Source organism: Mesorhizobium sp. M1217, assembly GCF_040318275.1.
GTDB lineage: Bacteria > Pseudomonadota > Alphaproteobacteria > Rhizobiales > Rhizobiaceae > Mesorhizobium.
Genome location: NZ_JAMYMA010000027.1, coordinates 15495 through 34396, shown reverse-complemented (window position 1 = coordinate 34396; position 18902 = coordinate 15495). Strand labels below are relative to the sequence as shown.

Here is an 18902-nt window from a genome sequence, read left to right as displayed (position 1 = left end):
GACGTCGTGCCCGGGGTCTTGCTGATTAAAATTGTGGCAGTGCTTTCCAGCTGCCATGATTTTGCCGCAACGCTGACATTTCACCTTTTATCTCAAACTGTTAGACGATCACGGCAAATTTCGAAGCGTCGTCATCTTTTGTTCGCGGAATGGGAACGGAAGAGGTAGACGAGCATTGTTTTGCGACGCGTCAACCGATACGAGTCAAAAAATGACGCACTGCACCATAAATAATTGGCGGAGTAGCTGAAGTGTCACTTCTGCAAATCTACTGGCGAGCCCTTGGTTATCTCGCTGCCGACAGGAAACGCGTTGCGTTTATCTGCGGGGCGAATGTCGCGCTTGCCATTATCGCCATTCTCGAGCCGATCATGTTCGGCCGGGTGATCGACGCCATTTCGGACCGCGGCTCGGTATTCTCGACGCTGGCGATGTGGGCCGGCCTCGGCGCGTTCAACATCATCGCCTTCGTGCTGGTGGCGCGCGGCGCCGACCGCTTTGCCCACCAGCGGCGCAGCGAGGTTCTTTGCCAGTCGTTCGAGCGCGTTATCACCATGCCGCTAGCCTGGCATCATCAGCGCGGCACCTCCAATTCCCTGCACACGCTCCTGCGCGCGGTCGAGACCCTGTTCAGCCTCTGGCTCGAATTCATGCGGCAGCATCTGTCGACCGCGGTCGCGCTGGTTCTGCTGGTGCCCACGGCGCTCAGCATGGATATCCGCATGTCGATGGTGCTGCTGGCGCTTGGCGCGCTCTATGTTGGCATCGGACGGCTGGTGATGCGGCGCACCAAGGAAGGCCAGGCGGCCGTCGAGCGGCATTACCACAAGGTGTTTGCGCATGTGACCGACTCGGTCAGCAACGTCGCTGTCCTGCAGAGCTACAACCGCATCGGCCACGAGACCGAGGCGCTCAAGCGCTACGTCAAGAACCTGCTCGATGCACAGAATCCGGTGCTCGACTGGTGGGCGATGGCCAACGCGCTGCACCGGCTGTCGTCGACGATTTCGATGATGGTGGTGCTCTTGATTGGCGCCTATCTGGTGACGCACGGCCAGTTGCGCATCGGCGACGTCATCGCCTTTACCGGCTTTGCCACGCTGCTGATTGCCCGGCTCGACCAGATGTCGGCTTTCGCCAACCAGATTTCCGAGGCACGCGCCAAGCTCGAGGAATTCTATCATCTCGAGGACTCCGCTTCCGATGCCGCCGAGCCCGACGGGCTGCGCGACCTCGTCAACGTCACGGGTCATGTGCGTTTCGAGAATGTCTGCTTCGAGTTCGGCAATTCCGGGCAGGGCGTCGACGACGCGTCGTTCGAGGTCCAGGCCGGCCAGACCGTCGCCATCGTCGGCCCGACGGGCGCCGGCAAGACGACGCTCATCAACCTCCTGCAGCGCGTCTTCACGCCGTCCGGCGGCCGTATCCTGATCGATGGCATCGACACCCGCACGGTGACCCGCAAGTCGCTGCGCCATTCGATCGCCACCGTGTTCCAGGATGCCGGCCTGCTCAACCGCTCGATCGAGGACAACATCCGCGTCGGCCGTGCGGAGGCGACCTATGACGAGGTCCATGCCGCTGCCAACGCCGCCGCCGCGCAGGATTTCATCCTGTCGAAGAGCGAAGGCTACGACACGGTCGTCGGCGAACGCGGCGGACAGCTGTCCGGTGGCGAGCGCCAGCGCATCGCGATTGCCCGCGCCGTGCTGAAGGACGCGCCCATCCTGGTTCTCGACGAGGCGACCAGCGCGCTCGACGTCGAGACGGAAGACCGCGTCAAGGACGCCATCGACGAATTGCGGCGCGGCCGCACCACCTTCATCATCGCCCACCGCCTGACCACCGTTCGCGATGCCGATCTGGTCGTGTTCATGGACAAGGGCCGGGTGGTCGAGATGGGCGGGTTCACCGAACTGTCGCTGCGCAACGGCCGCTTCGCCAGCCTGCTGCGTGCTGGCGGCCTGCTCAACGACGAGGAGGTTCGCCGCCTCAGCCATCCGGTGAACGAAGCCGCCTGAGTGGCACGGTTCACCTTCTCCCCTTGTTGTGGGAGAAGGTGTCACCGTAGGCGACGGATGAGGTGCGCTCCAGCTCGGCGCACACCTTCATCCAAAATCCAGACTGCGGCGCACCGAGTAGCGCCTTACTCCGTCCAGCATCCCTCATCCGTCTCGGCGCTGCGCGCCAATCCACCTTCTCCCACAGGGGAGAAGGGGAGACCGCGTCACCGCCACGGCTGCAAGCTCTCATCGCGGACCTAGGCGATAATTGTGTCGCAGACGGCGTTCAGATCCCGCAACTCCAGCTTGGCGCAAAATCTTCATCCAAAAATGGAGATGTAAGCGCACTGCAGATCAGGATGTGAACCCGTAAATCGGGATTGACCGGAAGGGCCTCGGTCTGCGTTCAGGGCGCAAGCTCGCAAAAGCGGTCGATGGAACAAGGCAGCCCCTACGCGCAGCCTCGCCGAATTGGCCCATCGCGCTATCACGACCTCTGATCGGAAGCGGCGCCCTGCAATGAAATAGGTCAAGACCGATGTCGATTTCGGGGAGGCTCATTCGTCTCACGATAGGAAGCCGAAGAAATTTGCCCAAGCAAAGAAACGGATCCGATGACAATCACTATCACATTTTGAACGATCACCCGATGGCGGCAAGGGACTGGCGCGCGATACGCGCGTTCGCTGGGCGCTCGAAGAAGTGGGTCAGCCTTATGAGGTTCGTCTTGTTTCCTTCGCAGGGATGAAGGCGCCTGACCATCTGGCAATCCATCCTTTCGGCCAGATCCCCACCTATGAGGAAGGTTCTCTCTCGCTGTTCGAGACCGGCTCGATCGTCTTTCATCTTGCCGAGCAGCATGCGGGCCTGCTGCCGAAGGATCGCGATGCCCGCGCACGCGCGATCACGTGGATGTTTGCCGCACTAAACACCGTCGAGCCGCCGATCCTGGAATTAACGACGGCAAGAATATTCGAAGGTGACAAGCCTTGGAGCGAGGAGCGCTTGCCGTTGGTAAAGGACCGTGTTCGCGCTCGGCTGGACAAACTCTCGGCTCACTTGGGCGTCGCCGACTGGCTCGATGATGCGTTCAGCGCGGGCGACCTATTGATGGTATCAGTGCTGCTGCGACTAGGAATGTCAGGCATTTTGGACGAATATCAAAACTTGGCTGCCTATGTAGCGCGCGGGGAAGCACGGCCCGCCTATATCCGGGCTTTCGCCGCGCAATTTGCGATCAACGCCCCATCAACCAACTGCCGACAGCAGGTTTGAAGTCTGCCGCCGAGCGTTTGACCAATGCTCGACGCTTCCAGCTTGACCGCTTTTGGCGTCGACTTCGGCGCGATCAAACGCCCCGATTGGGTTGTTTACCGACTGGCGGCTTTCATATTGCGATGAGTTCTGATTCAGGCTCGACATGAGCCGTCATCCGGCTCGGAGCCACGCGCCGATCCACCTTCTCCCACAAAGGAGAGAAGGAGAGACCGCCGGCTCCGTGGTTGCCGCAACTCCGCCGGCGGTCTATGTAAAGCCGCATGAGCGACACGACTTCACGCCTCTCCGGCTGGATGGACCTTGCCAACCCGACGCAGTTCGTCGGGCTGGTCGACAAGGTCGTGCCGTGGTTGGCGAGCGTGGCCGCCATCATCCTCGCTGTCGGTCTCTATATGAGCTTCACGGCGCCTGAGGATTTCCAGCAAGGCATCACCGTGCGCATCATGTATATCCACGTGCCTTTCGCCTGGCTTGCCATGATGTGCTACACGCTGATGGCGATCTCGGCGCTGGGCACGCTGGTCTGGCGCCATCCGCTGGCCGACCTGGCGCTGAAATCGGCGGCGCCCATTGGTGCCGTCTTCACCGCCCTTGCGCTGATCACCGGTTCAATCTGGGGCAAGCCGATGTGGGGCACCTGGTGGGTGTGGGACGCGCGGCTGACCTCGGTCTTCATCCTGTTCCTGATGTATCTCGGCATTATCGCGCTGACGCGCGCGCTCGACGATGCCGGGCGTGCCGCCTGGGCTGCGGCAATCATCACCCTGGTCGGCTTCATCAACATCCCGATCATCAAGTTTTCGGTCGACTGGTGGAACACGCTGCACCAGCCGGCTTCGGTGTTCCGGCTTGGCGGGCCGACCATCGATCCAAGCCTGTTGTGGCCGTTGTTGGTGATGGCGCTCGGCTTCACCGTGCTGTTCTTCGCGCTGCATCTGATGGCGATGCGCACCGAGATCCGCCGCCGCCGCGTCATTTCGATGCGCCGGGTCGCGGCAAGGCAAGCTGAACGGCAACCCGGCTGATCTTATCCGTCGAGTTTCTTCCCACCCCCCTCTGTCCTGCCGGACATCTCCCCCGCAAGGGGGGAGATCGGATGCTGCTTCTGCTTTCGCCAATTACCAACGTATCAAAGTGGGTGCGGGCGGCGGAGCTGCCAATCTCCCCCCTTGCGGGGGAGATGTCCGGCAGGACAGAGGGGGGTGCTGTCCCTCCGGCGTCCGGAAAATTCTATACATTAAAGCCTCCGCACGCGCTCCGGCCTGGTTCATCCCATCCGTCCTCGCGCCTTGACCGGCAAAGTCTCGATCACCTTGTCGCCTTCGATCAGATGCACCTCGTCGAACAGATTGGTGACGACGCAGCAATGGTCGGGCACGACGCGCACGCGCTCGCCGATGCGAAGCTCGGCGTCGCCTGACAGCGTGACGTTGCCGTGCTCTTCGCTGAGGCTGGTCACCCTTGCGCCTGAAATGCCCAGCAGCTCGCCGAAATCGGCGAGCCCCAGCGTGTCGCTGGACAGCGCCTTGCTGCCGGCGTCGAGGATGGCGCGTGTCGGCGTTGGACGGCTGACCACCGTCGACAGCACCGTCAGCGCGCAATCGTCGAGGCTGCCGACGCCTTTGGCGACTTGGTAGCGGTCGAGATAGATGTAGGTGCCAGGCCGGTATTCGGTAACGACGGAATGCTCGCCCGAGCGCCACATGTCGGGCGTGCCGCCGCTGGAGATACGCTCGCAGGCAAGGCCGGATGCGGCAAGTGCTTGCTGCGCATCGGCGAGCCACGCCTCGGTCTCTGCGGCGCGGCCCGCCCCCGGGTAGGTCATCAAGCCGCCGAAGACGAGCCCCCGGACCTTGTCGATCTCGCTCGCCAGCGCGACTGCCTCGCCGGCCGACTGCACACCGCAGCGGCCCATGCCGGTGTCGCATTCGACCAGCACCGGCAGGCGGTGGCCGGGATCGGTAAAGGTGGCGGCAAGTCCCATCAGCGTGTCCATGCTGTCCGTTGTCACCGACAGTGTTACGCGGCCGTGCAGCGCCTTGAGGCGCTCCAGCTTCGCCCGCCCGAGGATATTGTAGGGCAGAAAGATGTCGGTCAGGCCGGCGTCGGCCATGATTTCGGCCTCGCCGATCTTCTGGCAAGTGATGCCGACGGCGCCGGCCGCGATCTGCTTTTTTGCCCAGTAGGGCAGCTTGTGGGTCTTGATGTGCGGCCGGAGTTTCAGCCCGTGCCGGTCGGCATGGGCCTGCGCCCGCGCGATGTTGGCTTCGGCGCGGCCGGCATCGATCAGGATCGCCGGCGTATCGAGGTCGTCTATGCTGCGCATGGTCTCACCATCGGAAAATTGGTTGACCTTATGGCCCTGATCGGACCGCATGTCATGGGGCCAGCGACAGCAGTTTGCATCGACACCGAATTGACGTTCGGCTATTGCGTTAGCGCTCGCAAAGCGACGGGAAGGAACCACGATCATGAAACGCTCCGCCATCAACGACATCATCCGCGACGCCGACGCCTTCATCCGCTCGTTCGGCTACATCATGCCGCCCTTCGCCTACTGGAGCCCCGAAGAGATGAAGGCGCGCCGGCAGGATTCGTCGGCGATCTTCTCCTCCCGGCTCGGCTGGGACATCACCGATTATGGCCAGGAGAAGTTCGACGAGCTCGGCCTGTTCCTGTTCACCGTCCGCAACGGCCGCTACGAAGACATGAAGAAGGGCATGGGCATGCTCTATGCCGAGAAGATCATGATCTCGCGCAAGGACCAGCTGTCGCCGATGCATCGCCACAACATCAAGGCCGAAGACATCATCAACCGTGGCGGCGGCAAGCTGGTGCTGGAGCTGTTCATGCATGACCGCGATGGCGGCATCGACCCGAAGGCCGAAGTAACGGTGCCTGTCGACGGAACCATCCACAGGCTGCCTGCGGGTGGGCTGCTGAAGCTCGACCCAGGCCAGAGCGTGACGCTGCTGCCGGGCGTCTGGCACGCCTTCTGGGCCGAAGGCAAGGACGTGCTGATCGGCGAGGTTTCGACGGTCAACGACGATCTCACCGACAATGTCTTTCGCGAACCAATCGGCCGCTTCGCAGACATCGACGAGGACACAGCACCGCTGCACCTGTTGGTGTCCGACTACGAGAAGTGGGTGGGATAGGGCAGGGTGGCGAGGAACACTTACGCTCGAGAGTGAAGGTCCTCGGCAATCAGCCGCTTCTGTCGCAAGTCGACCCGAGTCGTTGTGCACAGCTGATCCAGCGGCATTTTGACGTGGGCCTCGTCAAGCGGGATTAGCGCGTAGTAATTGCCCTCGCCGGGCTGTGGGATTGGCGCCGGGGCCGACTTGTCATCGTCAGGATCGACTCGTGAGGCGGCAATGATGACGCCGCGGGAATCGTATACCGCGTGAAGCACTGTTGGCATGTCTTGGCTCCTCAGGGAGAACTTATCGCCGCGAATCTTATTTGCATATCGTCTGATACGTTCGTCTGTATCACCTCGGTCTGGCCTGTCTCGTCGATGTAGGTATACAGGCTTTCCCAGCGCAAAGTGGCCGTGCGAAGGACGACCGCCGCACGTACCGAGTACCCCCAGTAGGCATCGCCTGTTCCGAGTTTCCAAAACCACACCATTTGGCTGCCAGCTCGTTGGAAAGTGGATTGAGTGACGAAAGTGGCCAAGGAAGTCTCCTTGCAGCTTGATTTCCGTAGAACCTGGAACTCTCGAGGAGTTTTCTTGCAACATCCGCTTGCGACTGCGAGGGAACACGAGCACCCTCGGACGGATAGGCATTTCAACCCCGCGAGACTGAATTTGCGGGAGAAGATGGCACCGGTCAAGCATCAATCTTCGGTGGCAATGGGCTGCTGCGCACGCTTTTCGTGCATTCCCACGCCTGATCTAACGCTGGTGCTTGTTTTCCCTGCGGTTGCCCAGCAGGAGCTTGCGTTCGAGATGTGCCCGCAACTCCCCGTAGTAGGCCGTCAGGAACGCGCGCGCGTCATGGGCTTGGGGTGCCGCGCCGATCTTGCGTCCGATCGTCTCGGCAACCGTCCGCAGGGCGAAATAGTCGTCGCGGCGCAACACCTCCTCCAGCTTGTGGAGTTCGGCAATTCCGTAGGCGTCGAGCTGGGCGTGGCTGAACCGGAACGCGCCAGCGCCGGCATCCTGCCGGGCCGACAGATCTTCCAGCAAGGCGCGCTTCGGTGCCTCGACCACCCAGGTCCCCGCCAACAGGTCGCCGATCCGCATGCGGTCTCGATTGAAGAGCGGGAACAAGGCAAACAGCAGCGTCCACACCAGTCCGAACACCGTCGTCAGCGTGTCGGCAAGGTCGGTCCCGCTGCGTCCGACGATGATCGACAGCGGCAGGAACACCTCGATCTCGCGCATCAGGTTGCGGGCGATGACCTGGTCGATGGACAGGCCGTCTCCGCTGCGCGATGCGACCCGGATGCCGACGATCCGCTTGCCGGGCGTCGCCGCGCGCCGGCCCGCTTCGAAGACGATGAAGTAGGCGTTGCGCAGAAAGAAGATCAGGATGATCCAGACGACGAAGAGCGGCTGAAACCCCTCGCTGCCAAGGCCTCCCACCCCGAACAGTGCGACGATCGTGATCACGATTGCAGCCACCGCGATGAACACGATGTCGAGGAGGAAGGCGGCAGCCCGCGTGCCGGCGTCGGCCAGCTTTATCCGAAGATCGACGCCCTCGGGCGTGATCAGCGGCCGTATAGCCGCAAAGGCGGCGCGTCTACCGATCGCCATGCCGCACCATCCGGAACAGGTAGAAGTAAGCGATCCACAGCGCCAGCATGCCACCGCCAATGGCGTAGCGCGTGACGTCGCTGGTGATGGTCTGCCTGCCAATGCCCTCGAGCAGCCCGGCAAACAGCAGCATGACCGAGACCCCGACCATAGCATTCGCGGCGATGCGTCCGGCACGAGCCGCTGCCGCCATGCGTGTCAATTCGCCGGGAAAGGCGATGCTGGTGCCGATGCGCATGCCGGCCGCGCCGGCCAAAGCGATCGCGAACAATTCGGTGGTGCCGTGGATGGCCAGCCAGCCGCCGAGCTCCATGCCAAGTCCCTTGGACCAGTACACTTGGAACAACGCGCCGATCATGCAGCCGTTGAACAGCATCAGCAACACCGTCGGCACGGCGAAGGCAAAGCCGAGGGCGAAGGCCAGGATCGCGACCTGGACGTTGTGCGTGAACAGATAGGCGGCAAAGCCTGAGAGAAAGCCATTGTCGCCATCATAAAGCATGTTGCGCAGCAGTTCGGCCGAGGCATCGGGACCGCGGCCCCCCGCCAGGCTGGACGGGATGATCGCGTCGAACCAGCTCTTGTCGGATGCCACCAGCCAGGCGCCTGCACCAATGCCGATCACCATCAGCGCGACCGAAACCAATGTCTCGCGCCACAGATCGCGAATGGCTTCGGGCCAGTCGTGCAGGAAGAAATCGGCAAGGCGCTGCCGCAGCCCGCGACGTGCGCCATAGAGATAGAAATAACCGCGCAGCGACAGCGCTTCGAGATAGGCGACCAGCGCGTTGTCGAGCGAGGTCGCCCGTGCCACGGAAAGAGAAGACAGCGCCGATCGATAGAGCAGCGGCAGCGACAGCAGCTCCTCTTCGGAAAGCGTGCGCGGCGCACGCTTTTCGACACGCGCGAGAAGCGCCTCGAATGCTCTCCAGTCGGCCTCGCGCTCGCGGCGGAAGCTGGCCAGCGACTGGCGCACAGCATCGCCGCGTACCGCATTGCCGGCGACTGGCGCCGTCACAGCAGATCCTCCTGCTTGAACTGCAGATAACGCTCGACCAGCGCGGGACCCAGCCGGTTGTGGTTGGCTTCGACGACATGCGCCCCGAGCAGCCGCAGCCGGCCGATGACGACCTGCCTTTCGCGCAAGAGCCCTCCGGCAACGACCGCGCGGGCAACGTCCTCGCCGGAGCGTGGCGGCAGGTCGGCCAGGCCCTCCAGTTCGGTGTCCTTCATCAGCATGAACAGCACGAGATGCCGTTCGGTGAGCTGGCCCACCGTGCGCAGCATCAATTCCGCGCTGATCGGGTCGACGAAATCGGTGAAAATGATGACCAGCGAACGGCGGTCGAGCCGTGCCGAAAGCGTGGTCAGCGCAAGGGTGAAATTGGTCTCCTCGCTGGAATAGTCGATCTCGGCTGCCCGTTTCTGGATCATCGCGAAGCTGGCGGAGCCGCGCACGGCGCCGCTCGAAACGCGCGGCCTTGCATCGAAGCCGAACAGGCTGACCATGTCGCCGCCCTTCAGCGCGATGAATGCCGACAGCAAGGCGGCCGTCACCGCCCGGTCCACCTTCGGCACACCGTCGACCGGCTCGCACATCAGGCGTCCGCTATCGATGGCCAGCACGACATTGTTGTTCTCCTCGATGCGGAACTCGCGCGCCAAAAGCTTGCCGTGGCGGGCGCTGCGCTTCCAGTCGATCATCCGCCGGCCCATGCCCGGCTGGTAATCCTTGAGCGCGTCGAACTCGCGGCCTTGACCGGCGCGGCGCTGCGCATGGCCTTCGGCAAGCGCCGCATGTTGCAGCAGGGTGATCGCCTCGCCGCGGGCGCTGCTGACGTCGGGCAGCACCGCAACCTTGCTTTCCACCGGCAGCACCACCTGGTTCCAGACCAGCCCGAACGGCCCGCGCCAGCGCACCCAGAGACGGTCGAAGCTGGCGACGCCGCGTCGCAGCGCCTGGAAGCGAAGGTCGAGCGACCCGCCTCCGGCCGTCGGCCGCAAAGTCCCACCGCTGCCGTCCACCGGCGCCAGCCGCGCATCGTGGCCGACGCGAGCCTCCGCGGCGCGCGGCCGGCCCGAATGACGGGCTGCAATTTGCACGCTGAACTCGCCGCCGACACCGACCTGCTGCGGCGCATCGATGCTGGCATTCAGCGATGCCCGTCCGCGTCCGGCCGCGGCATCCACCGCCAGGAAGGCAAGCAGCAGGCAACTCCACAGCAATCCCAGATACCAGAATGACGGCAGCGCCAGCGCGACCAGGAAGGCCGGCACCGCGCCGGCCGCTGCTGCCCACACCGCTCGGCCGCTGGGATAGATCAACGTGGTGCTTCCGTCTGGTCGACCAGGTCGGAGACGATCTGCTCGACCAGGCGGCCATCGATCTGGGCGGCAGGCGAAAGGATGACGCGGTGGCGCAGCGCCGGTATCGCCAGCGCCTTGACGTCGTCGGGGATCACATAGGCGCGTCCGTCCAGCGCCGCCCGGGCACGAGCCGCCCGCGCCAGCATGGCGCCCGCGCGCGGGCTGGCCCCCACTTCCAGATCGGCATTTTCGCGCGTAGCCCGAACCAGCGCCGCTATATAGCCGACGACATCGTCGACGAGGGTGACGGAGCCGACGGTTGCAAGTGCCTCCTGCAGCGTCTCGCGGTCCGTCTGCGCCTCGATGCCATATTGCGCGATGTCGTGCGAGGCGGAGCCGCCGCCGTGATGGACGATGATGGCTCGTTCTTCCTCGGGGCCGGGATAGCTGACGCGGTGCTTGAACAGGAAGCGGTCGAGCTGCGCCTCGGGCAGGGGGTAGACGCCCTGGTGCTCGATCGGATTCTGGGTCGCGACGACCATGAAGTTGCGGCCGAGCGAATGCGTGGTGCCGTCGAACGTGACCGCATGTTCCTGCATCGCCTCGAGCAGTGCGGCTTGCGTCTTGGGTGGCGTGCGGTTGATTTCGTCGGCAAGCAGGAGATCGCAGAAGATCGGGCCGCGCGTCAGCGTGAACTGCCCGGTCTGGAAGTTGTAGATGTTCGACCCGACGATGTCGCCGGGCATCAGGTCCGGTGTGAACTGGATCCGCCCGTAGGCGACCCCAAGCGCTTGGGCGAAGCAGCGCGCGGTCATTGTCTTGGCCGTGCCGGGAGGGCCTTCGAGCAGGATATGCCCGCCTGCAAACAAGGCGGTCAGCATCAGGTCGACCGTATCGTGCTGCCCGCTAATCGCCTTGGCCACTTCTTCCCTGATCCGTGTCGCCAGGGCCTTCACATCATCGACGTTCACCGAGCCTCCTTGCTGTCCAGTCGTGCAGCCGCTCAGCTGCCTGTTGCATCTGCGCCAAGTTCTTGGCCTCGCCGGCGGCTTGCGAGCGCATCGTGAAGCCGCCAGCTTGCTCCTTATCGCGAGAGTCGAGCCAGTGGTCGAGCGCTGTGCCTTGCAACCCTTGCGGTGCCCCGAGCAGCGCGCCGGCGCGCACCCGCATCAAGGCCGCATAGCGGCTTCCCAGCTCGTCCAGCCGGCCGGCACGCCGCATGAGCATCGCCGTCGTATCGACCAGCGCACGCTTGCCGAAAGCAATTGCACGCTGGTCGGCACGCGGCGGGCCGAATCGGCCGAGGCCATGCAGGAACGCCAGCGCCGCAGCGACCAGGATCGTCAGTGTCAGCGCCAGGAAGGGCGGCTCGACCAGAAGCTTGGCCAGATCATACTTCCGCCCCGCGCCGTGCAGCGTCAGATCGAACATCACCGGCCCGTCGTCCGGCTGGAGCAAGGCGATCAGCCCGAGCGCCGCTGCCGCCTTGTCGGGATCCTTGAGGGCGGCGTTGTTGATCAGGTCGGGGTCGGTCAGGATATAGAACGGCTTGTTCTCCACTTGCGTCAGGACGGCCTGGCCTTTGCCGGCTGCAATGACCGGGTGTTCGTCCGCTACCCACTGCAATTCGTCCGGGGTGTTGACGAGCTGGCCCTCGATGTCGAGTTGCTTTGGCGTACTCTGGCCAGCACCGATCTTTGCATCGGCGATCCGGCCAAGCCATTCGTTCACCACCGAACCGGGCAATCGCCCGAATTTCATATTCCAGCCTTCGTGCTCCTGCAGCGGCAGGATCTGCCATTTGGGCAGCACGAAGAGCGTGTTCTGGTCCTGACGAAGGTTGAGGATGTGGTCGAGAGCCTCCGGATCGCTGTCGGGCGAGATGGTGACGATCAGCAGCATGTCGGTGCCGAGATCGTCCTCGGTCCGCGCCATGAAGGGCGGTTCGCCGGTCAGCTTCTGCCATTCCGCCAGACCGGCGTAGCCGACGCCGCTTTTCGACAGCGGCGTGGCGCCGCCATTGCCGGGTTGCCGGAAATCGGGGGCATAGGTGGACAGCAGGAAGAAACCGGCAGCCGCAAGCAGGCTGGCGAAAATCCCCCAAAACAGTGTCTTTCGATTGAACGGCTCCTGCGCCTCGACCGCCGGTGCGCTCACGTCCAGGCATCCCGGAAGGCGAAACGTTCATAGGCGCCGCGTGCTTGCCGCCAGCCTTCCGCGCCGACCGGCCGGCGCGCGAACAGCGCCGCCTCGACAATGCGGGCGATCTCGGTAAACGCATGGCGTGCCCTTCCCGGCAGGGAAGGGGCATTGGCGATGTCGCGCGCGGTGAGCGACGGGCGGAGGAAGTCCGGCAGCCGGCCGGCAATATCGGCGACGCTGCGCCGAAGCAGCAAGTGAACCGCCTCGTCATAGTCGCCGCGCGCGGCCAGCGTGTCGGCTTCCGACAGCAGGACCTGCGCGGCGCCGGCGTCGGGGCGCCAGGTCTCTTCGGCCTCGGCCTCGGGCCGCGCGCGCTGCCACGGCAGGCGCCAGGCGATGCCTTTCACCTCGAGGAAGACCACAAGCAGGATGATTGCGGCGCCTGATATCACCGCCCCCCAGAACAGATAGATCATGTAGGGACCGAGCGATGACAAAAGATCCAGCAGCGGCTTCAGCCAGTCGGGCGGCTGGGGCGGCACATAGGCCGGCAGGTCGAACTGGATCGACTCATCGGCGATCAGCTGCTTGTGCAGATTGGTCAGCCATTCGGCTTCCGCTGTGCCTGGCTGTGCCACCGTCACCCGCTCCCCTGCAACCTGCAGTTCCCAGCCGACACTGACAATGCAGCACAAGAATTGCAAGTGGGCTGGACGCCCACGGTTAATCTTGGCAGAATTGCTATTAGGGCGCCGTGATACTGTTACGGCGAAACACGGGGGGAATCATGGCTTCAACGACACTGGAACGGCCTGAGAAATTCGAGATCGGCAGAGTGTTCAACAACAGCTTCGCCGTGATCGGCCGCAACATCGGCTTATGCCTTGGGCTCGCGCTGCTGTTTTCAGGCTTGCCGGCGATTATTCTTCGGCTGTGGAGCCAACCGCAACTAGATGCGGTTCTGCAGGGCGACCCCGGCGCCGCGGCCGATCCCTCGATGATGTTTCGGAATTCATGGATTACGGTTATTGCGGGATTGCTATCCTTCGTTTTCGCGCTGCTGCTCCAGTCGGCGCTGGTGCGGGCAACGATCGAGGACTTGAACGGCAAGCGGCCGACCTTTGGCGACTGTATTCAGATAGCCATCCGCAATTTGCTGCCGACCCTTGGTATTGGCCTGCTCGTCGGCCTGGGTGCGGGCCTGGCGTCGATAGCCTTGCTGGTTCCCGGCATCATCTTATGGCTCGGATGGTGCGTGGCGGTGCCGGTTCTGATCCAGGAGCGGCTTGGCGTGTTCGGTTCGATGTCGCGCAGCCGTGTCCTGACCAAGGGCAACCGCTGGCCGCTATTTGGCCTCTTCTTGATCCTGATGGTCATCGCCATGGTCATCCAGTGGGTGATGCTGGCAGTCATCGTCATGTTTGGCGGGATCATTGCCGATGTGGCGGCAGCCTTGGTGTCGACCGTGCTGTCGATGGTGCTGTCGGTCGCCACGGCGGTCAGCTATGTCGAGCTGCGGCAGGTCAAGGAAGGCACCAGCGTCGAAGAACTGTCGCAAATCTTCTCCTGAGGACGGTGGAGGCTTTTCACCGGCTGGCATCTTGCGTTGCGGTCGAGCAGCCGAGCTCGGTCACAACGCCTTTGTCTGTGCCGGCAACGCTGCTGCCAGGCGGTGCGCCCATTCCTCGATGCCGGAGCGGCCCGCCAGCAAATCCTGCCTGATCTCGATGAGGACGGCGGGAATGCCGCGATCGTCGCCATGGACCGGTATGGCGTAGTCGCCGTCGCGGCTGATCACATAGGGCTCGTTTGCCGCGACGTTAAGCCCGCTGCCGCGCAGGCCGGCAAGCACTGCCTGGCCGAAATCGACTGCCCGGTCGTAAAGCACACCGGCGTGCCAGGGCCTGCCAACACCGAGGTAGACCGGCGTGAAGGAGTGGATCGTCGCGATCCGCGTCGGTCTGCCCTGCTTCGCCCGGCCGTCGAGATGGGCGGCGACGCGGTCATGAAACGGCGCGAACATGATTTCGGCACGCCGGCTTCGTTCCCCCAGATCGAGGCCGACATTGCCGGGAATGCCGGTGTCCTCCGACAGCACCGGAATGCTGCCGCTGGAACCCAGCGGCCGGTTGAGATCGATCAAAAGCCGCGAATAGGAGCTGAGGAAAGCCGGAGCATCGAGCAGCTTCGACAGAGCGCGGGTCACTTCGGCGGCGCCGATGTCCCAGGCGATATGGCGCTGCAAATGGCTGCTGTCGAGACCGAGCCGCGCATACTCGGCCGGGATGTGATTGGACGCGTGCTCGCATATCAGAACGATATCGGAACGCCCCGTTTCGTTTATCGCTTCGACCGCGGGTGGCCAACCCTGAGGCTGGATGGCGTTGGCAAGCGGCTCAGCCATCAATAGAGCGTCCGGTAGAGATCGCAGACCGCCACTGGATCGAGACCGGCGAGGCGCCCGGTCTCATGCCGCTTGAGGCCGACAAAGGTCTCGACGAACACCGGCGCGAACCATCCGGTGACCGTCTTGTCGGCAACGAGCGCGTCGAGTGCCGCCGGCAGCGTTTCCGGCAGCCGTACGAGGCCAAGCTTCTTGCGTTCGGCGGCGCTCATCTGCGTCGGGTCGCCGGTGACCAGCGGCGGCGCCGGCAGCTTGGCCTTCAGCCCTTCCAGCCCGGCGCGCACGATCGCCGCCAGCGACAAATAGGGATTGCCGGTGGCGTCGGCTGCCCGGTATTCGATGTTGTACTGCCGCGCCGGATCGCGCCCGCCGATGGTCACCGTCGGGCAGATGCGTAAGGACGCCTCGCGGTCGCGATCGGCAAGCCAGGTGTAGGACGAACTCCAGCTATGCGGCTTCAGCCGGTAGTAGGACGACACACTCGCCGCCGTCATGGCGGTGATCGCGGGCAGGTGGCGCAGCACGCCGGCGCAGAACGAAGCGGTCCGGCTGGAAAGACCGCCCGGCTGGGCCGGATCGTAGGTCGCCGGCTTGCCGGCCTCGTCGACGAAACTGAAATGGATGTGGACGCCGTTGCCGACGGCATCCGGCGCGATCTTGGGCGCGAAGCTCGCCCGCCAGCCGGCACATCGCGCGACTTCGCGCGTGATCTCACGGATGGCGACCGCGCGATCGGCCGCGGCGACCGCATCGGCTGGCTCGCATGTCACCTCGAATTGGTCGGTGCCGAATTCGGCGATCACCACTTCGGGCGCGACGCCGGCTTCCGCTAGCGCCGCCATCAGATTGGCGGCAAACGGATCGGCGCGGCGCAATGCGGCCAACGACATCGAATGAGCCGGCCCAAAGTCGCCCTCGATATGGAATTCATGCTCGAACGCGGCGATGACGGAAAGCCCGGTCGCCGCCTTCAACTCCGCCAGCGCATCGCTCAGCATGGTCCGCGTACAGCCGACCCACGGGCTGCCGTCCAGTTCGACGATGTTGCCGGCGACCATGTCGAACGGTGTCGGCGATCCGGTCAGCGCCGTGCGAAACCGCGCGTTGAGATCGGGAATGAGCCGCACATCGCCGGACGAGCCCCAGGGATTGGGGTCGACGATGGAATTGAAGGGCGTCAGCGACAGATTGGCCTGCAGCCAGCCGACGCCGGTCGCGGCGATCTTCTGCAGCTTGCTTTCGACGACGGAGCGGCCGCGCGTGATCGCCGAAAGGTCGGTGGTGACGACGGCAACGAGCGGTTCGACGGTCGATGTCATGTAGCTTTTCCCAAGGCTTCGAAACGGGCAGTAATGATGGCGGTGTCGGCGATCCAGCAATAGCCGCCGAACGCCTCGAGCGCGCCATCATGGCGCTCCTGCGAGGCGGCGGCGCAAGCGTCCGATACGCAGGTGACGAGGTAGCCGCGATCGGCGGCATCGCGCACCGCCATGTCGACGCACTGGTCGGTCATAATGCCGGCGACGATCAGGTAACGCACGCCGAGGTTTTTCAGGACATAGTCGATGTTGGTTGAGTTGAAGACGCCCGACGATGTCTTCGGCAGCATGATCTCGTCGCCGACCGGCGCCAGCGACGGCACCGGCAGGCCCTCCGGCCGGCTCGGCGCGATATGGATCGGCGTCAGCTTGTGGTCGAGCGAGCGGTCGCGGCCGTCTTGGGTCAGGCTCTGGATGATGGTGTGGATCACCTCGACGCCGTTGGCCCGCGCCGCCGCCAGCAGGCGCTCCTGGTTGGGGATCGTTTGCGACGCCGTCTGCCGGTAGAAATAGTGATCGGGGCCGCGCTCCGGATGGGCCGGATCGGCGCCGGGCTCCAGCCAGACGCGCTGCATGTCGACTAGCAGCAGCGCGGTTTCGCCGGCCCGGAACGGCTCGTTTCGTTTCGGCAATGCTTGCGTCATGCTTTCTGGTCCTGCTTCGCTGATCAAAGTCTGGCTGATTTAGCTGATTTTGGTCCAGGCGTCCTGCGTGGCGGACGCGCTTATTGGGATATTCGAAGTCGCTAATTTAAGGTAAGCTTTGTTTTCGGGCGTGGAGACGGGGGGTCTCTGTCATGATCGATTCAGACGTGTTCGACTTTGTCGAACGTTGCAGGAAACACACAGCTACCGGGCCGCTGCTGGGCGACCTGCTCGAAACCGTGCGAAATCTCGGCTTCGAGCACCTGATCCTGAGCGGGGTGCCGCTCGGTGGCCAGAAGCTTGCACCCATGGTTGAACTGAATGGCTGGCCGGCCGGCTGGTTCGAACGCTATGTCGAGGCCGAGCATGCCGCCGTCGACGGCGTTTGCATTTACTCGGCAAAGACCCTGAAGCCGTTCCTTTGGTCGGAAGTCCCGGCAAAGTGGTCGAATACGGAGGGCTCACGACGCGTCGCCGGCGAGGCGACGGAGTTCGGCATCTGTAGCGGCTTCGCTGTGCCGATGCTCAGCGTTCATCACTGGCAATCCGTGCTTTCGTTTGCGTCTTCCGCGAAGTGCTGCGCCCTCTCGCCGCGCCATCAGGTGCAACTGGTGACCATGGCGGTATACGCGGGCATGTCGATCCAGGCGTTGTCGAATGACAATGACGACGATGAAGGCGTGCTGACCGACCGCGAAAAAGAGGTGCTGCTCTGGGCTGCGGCCGGCAAGACCTCGTCGGAAACATCCCAAATCCTCGGGCTGACCGAGCGAACGGTCAAATGGCATTCGACAAGAGCCCGCGAGGCTTTTGGCGTCGCCACGACCACGCAAGCGGTCGTCGAAGCAGTGCGCCGGCGCCTGATCCATCCCTAAAAACGCGTCAACTGTCCCATCGGACAGGTGACGTATATTAGCGCGACTGCAAATATCCCTGCGAGAAACGATCGGGGGATCGCGCCATGATAACGGCCCACGTAGTCAATGCGCATAACAAGCATCTCTATGAAAACGAATTCGACGAGTTTCTGCGCCGCCGGCACGACTTCTTCGTGCACCAGAAACATTGGCGCCCTCCGAGCCCGGACGGTCGCGAGCTAGACCAATTCGATACCGACGCGGCGACTTACCTGCTTGGTATTGAAGACGGTCGCGTGGTGACCTCGGCTCGATTGATCCCAACGAGCGAGCCGCACATGGTCTCGGAGGTCTTTTCTCACATGTGCGAAAAATCGGGTGTGCCCAGGCGACCCGATTGGGCCGAATGGACCCGCACATTCGTCGTTCCCGACAAACGCACTGCTGGACTGAGGGGCACGCTGACGCAGCTGTGCTGCGCGGTGATGGAATACGCTCTCGACGAGGGCCTCAGCGCCGTCGGCGGCATCCAGGAAACCTACTTCATGCCGCACCATGGCGCTCTCAAATGGCGGGCCGAGCCGATGGGGATGGCCAGGGAAGAAAACGGCGAATGGTACATCGTCGCGTATATCGATGTGAATGAGGCGGCGCTGGCGAGTGTTCGGAGGATACTTGGGATCGAGCATTCGTTGCTGGTTCGGCGGGGGACGCAATTGCCGTTCCTCCAGAAAACCTACGATATCGCTGAGTTGCTCACCGGACGCTTGAGTGGCCAGAGATATGGAGAGCGCACCTGAAAGAGGGACAATAGCGCTAGTCAAGTATTGGATTCTGAACGCTAAGTGGAGGAAACAAATGAGGTATTTACTTGCAACGGCGGCTATTTTGGTGGCTATGCCGGCTCAAGCTGACATCAGAACATTCATGGATAACTGGGTTCGCCTCGAACGACTTGAGATACGACAGGGAAATAACAGCGACTGCGGGGCGAATGATCTGAAGTATGATACCGGGGTTGACCGGGGTTGGGAAAAGACTTGGCCGGGAACGGGGACCACCGGCGATAGCATTTGTTACCGCCGCGGACGTGAGCCGGACAATCCGACATCGCCGTGGGGGGCTTGGGTGGTTTGCACAGTCGATGGTGACTGCGAAATAGAATGAACTCTGGGAGGAA

The 18902-nt window shown here is 63.3% G+C and carries 16 protein-coding genes and 1 pseudogene; 7 read left to right on the top strand and 10 right to left on the bottom strand.

Going from position 1 to position 18902, the window contains the following annotated elements; all coding sequences use genetic code 11:
- Positions 1–251: 251 nt before the first annotated feature.
- The 3 genes and pseudogenes from NKH37_RS31135 (at position 252) to NKH37_RS31125 (ending at position 4306) form a co-directional block, all read left to right on the top strand.
- Positions 252–2021: a glucan ABC transporter ATP-binding protein/ permease gene (locus tag NKH37_RS31135; RefSeq protein ID WP_023717211.1), complete on the top strand. Its 1770-nt coding sequence runs from the start codon at positions 252–254 to the stop codon at positions 2019–2021.
- A gap of 596 nt (positions 2022–2617) precedes the next feature.
- Positions 2618–3278, top strand: a pseudogene (locus NKH37_RS31130) (glutathione S-transferase family protein).
- Positions 3279–3541: 263 nt separating this feature from the next.
- A complete protein-coding gene (locus NKH37_RS31125) occupies positions 3542–4306 on the top strand; it encodes a heme ABC transporter permease (protein WP_352481263.1) in 765 nt (254 codons plus the stop codon).
- 242 nt (positions 4307–4548) lie between these two features.
- On the opposite strand, the gene NKH37_RS31120 is transcribed toward NKH37_RS31125, so the two are convergent.
- On the bottom strand, positions 4549–5607 hold the full coding sequence (locus NKH37_RS31120; protein ID WP_352587891.1) for a D-TA family PLP-dependent enzyme: 1059 nt from the start codon (positions 5605–5607) through the stop codon (positions 4549–4551).
- A 145-nt stretch (positions 5608–5752) separates the two neighbouring features.
- Between NKH37_RS31120 and NKH37_RS31115 the strand changes: the two genes are divergently transcribed.
- Positions 5753–6439, top strand: a complete 687-nt coding sequence (locus tag NKH37_RS31115; protein WP_352750459.1) for a D-lyxose/D-mannose family sugar isomerase — start codon at positions 5753–5755, stop codon at positions 6437–6439.
- A 743-nt stretch (positions 6440–7182) separates the two neighbouring features.
- Here the strand turns inward: NKH37_RS31115 and NKH37_RS31110 are convergent.
- The 6 genes from NKH37_RS31110 to NKH37_RS31085 are packed head-to-tail and all read right to left on the bottom strand — an operon-like array spanning position 7183 to position 13136.
- Positions 7183–8049: an RDD family protein gene (locus NKH37_RS31110; protein WP_353005552.1), complete on the bottom strand. Its 867-nt coding sequence runs from the start codon at positions 8047–8049 to the stop codon at positions 7183–7185.
- Positions 8036–9067: a stage II sporulation protein M gene (locus NKH37_RS31105; protein ID WP_352999645.1), complete on the bottom strand. Its 1032-nt coding sequence runs from the start codon at positions 9065–9067 to the stop codon at positions 8036–8038. Before NKH37_RS31105 ends, NKH37_RS31110 begins: the two co-directional genes overlap by 14 nt.
- Positions 9064–10374: a DUF58 domain-containing protein gene (locus tag NKH37_RS31100; protein ID WP_353005551.1), complete on the bottom strand. Its 1311-nt coding sequence runs from the start codon at positions 10372–10374 to the stop codon at positions 9064–9066. The genes NKH37_RS31105 and NKH37_RS31100 overlap by 4 nt, the downstream gene beginning before the upstream one ends.
- Positions 10371–11327 (bottom strand): AAA family ATPase, encoded by a 957-nt coding sequence (locus NKH37_RS31095; protein ID WP_352816007.1) that lies wholly within the window; start codon positions 11325–11327, stop codon positions 10371–10373. Before NKH37_RS31095 ends, NKH37_RS31100 begins: the two co-directional genes overlap by 4 nt.
- Entirely contained in the window at positions 11314–12513 is a 1200-nt protein-coding gene (locus NKH37_RS31090; protein ID WP_352789671.1) for a DUF4350 domain-containing protein, read from the bottom strand. Before NKH37_RS31090 ends, NKH37_RS31095 begins: the two co-directional genes overlap by 14 nt.
- Positions 12510–13136: a DUF4129 domain-containing protein gene (locus NKH37_RS31085; protein ID WP_352789668.1), complete on the bottom strand. Its 627-nt coding sequence runs from the start codon at positions 13134–13136 to the stop codon at positions 12510–12512. Before NKH37_RS31085 ends, NKH37_RS31090 begins: the two co-directional genes overlap by 4 nt.
- 149 nt (positions 13137–13285) lie before the next feature.
- On the opposite strand from NKH37_RS31085, the gene NKH37_RS31080 reads away from it, so the two are divergent.
- Positions 13286–14068, top strand: coding sequence for a hypothetical protein (locus NKH37_RS31080; protein ID WP_352816005.1), 783 nt, complete (start codon positions 13286–13288; stop codon positions 14066–14068).
- Between the two features lie 60 nt (positions 14069–14128).
- On the opposite strand, the gene NKH37_RS31075 is transcribed toward NKH37_RS31080, so the two are convergent.
- The 3 genes from NKH37_RS31075 to NKH37_RS31065 are packed head-to-tail and all read right to left on the bottom strand — an operon-like array spanning position 14129 to position 16865.
- On the bottom strand, positions 14129–14902 hold the full coding sequence (locus tag NKH37_RS31075; RefSeq protein WP_353005549.1) for an N-formylglutamate amidohydrolase: 774 nt from the start codon (positions 14900–14902) through the stop codon (positions 14129–14131).
- Positions 14902–16221 carry a type I glutamate--ammonia ligase gene (locus tag NKH37_RS31070; RefSeq protein ID WP_353005548.1) on the bottom strand — a complete coding sequence of 440 codons (1320 nt, stop codon included), beginning with the start codon at positions 16219–16221 and terminating at the stop codon, positions 14902–14904. Before NKH37_RS31070 ends, NKH37_RS31075 begins: the two co-directional genes overlap by 1 nt.
- Entirely contained in the window at positions 16218–16865 is a 648-nt protein-coding gene (locus NKH37_RS31065; RefSeq protein ID WP_353005547.1) for a cysteine hydrolase family protein, read from the bottom strand. Before NKH37_RS31065 ends, NKH37_RS31070 begins: the two co-directional genes overlap by 4 nt.
- Before the next feature lie 152 nt (positions 16866–17017).
- Here NKH37_RS31065 and NKH37_RS31060 point away from each other — a divergent pair, with 152 nt between their 5' ends.
- A complete protein-coding gene (locus NKH37_RS31060) occupies positions 17018–17740 on the top strand; it encodes a LuxR family transcriptional regulator (protein WP_352938641.1) in 723 nt (240 codons plus the stop codon).
- Positions 17741–17826: 86 nt separating this feature from the next.
- Positions 17827–18522 carry an acyl-homoserine-lactone synthase gene (locus tag NKH37_RS31055; RefSeq protein ID WP_353005545.1) on the top strand — a complete coding sequence of 232 codons (696 nt, stop codon included), beginning with the start codon at positions 17827–17829 and terminating at the stop codon, positions 18520–18522.
- Positions 18523–18902 lie beyond the last annotated feature (380 nt).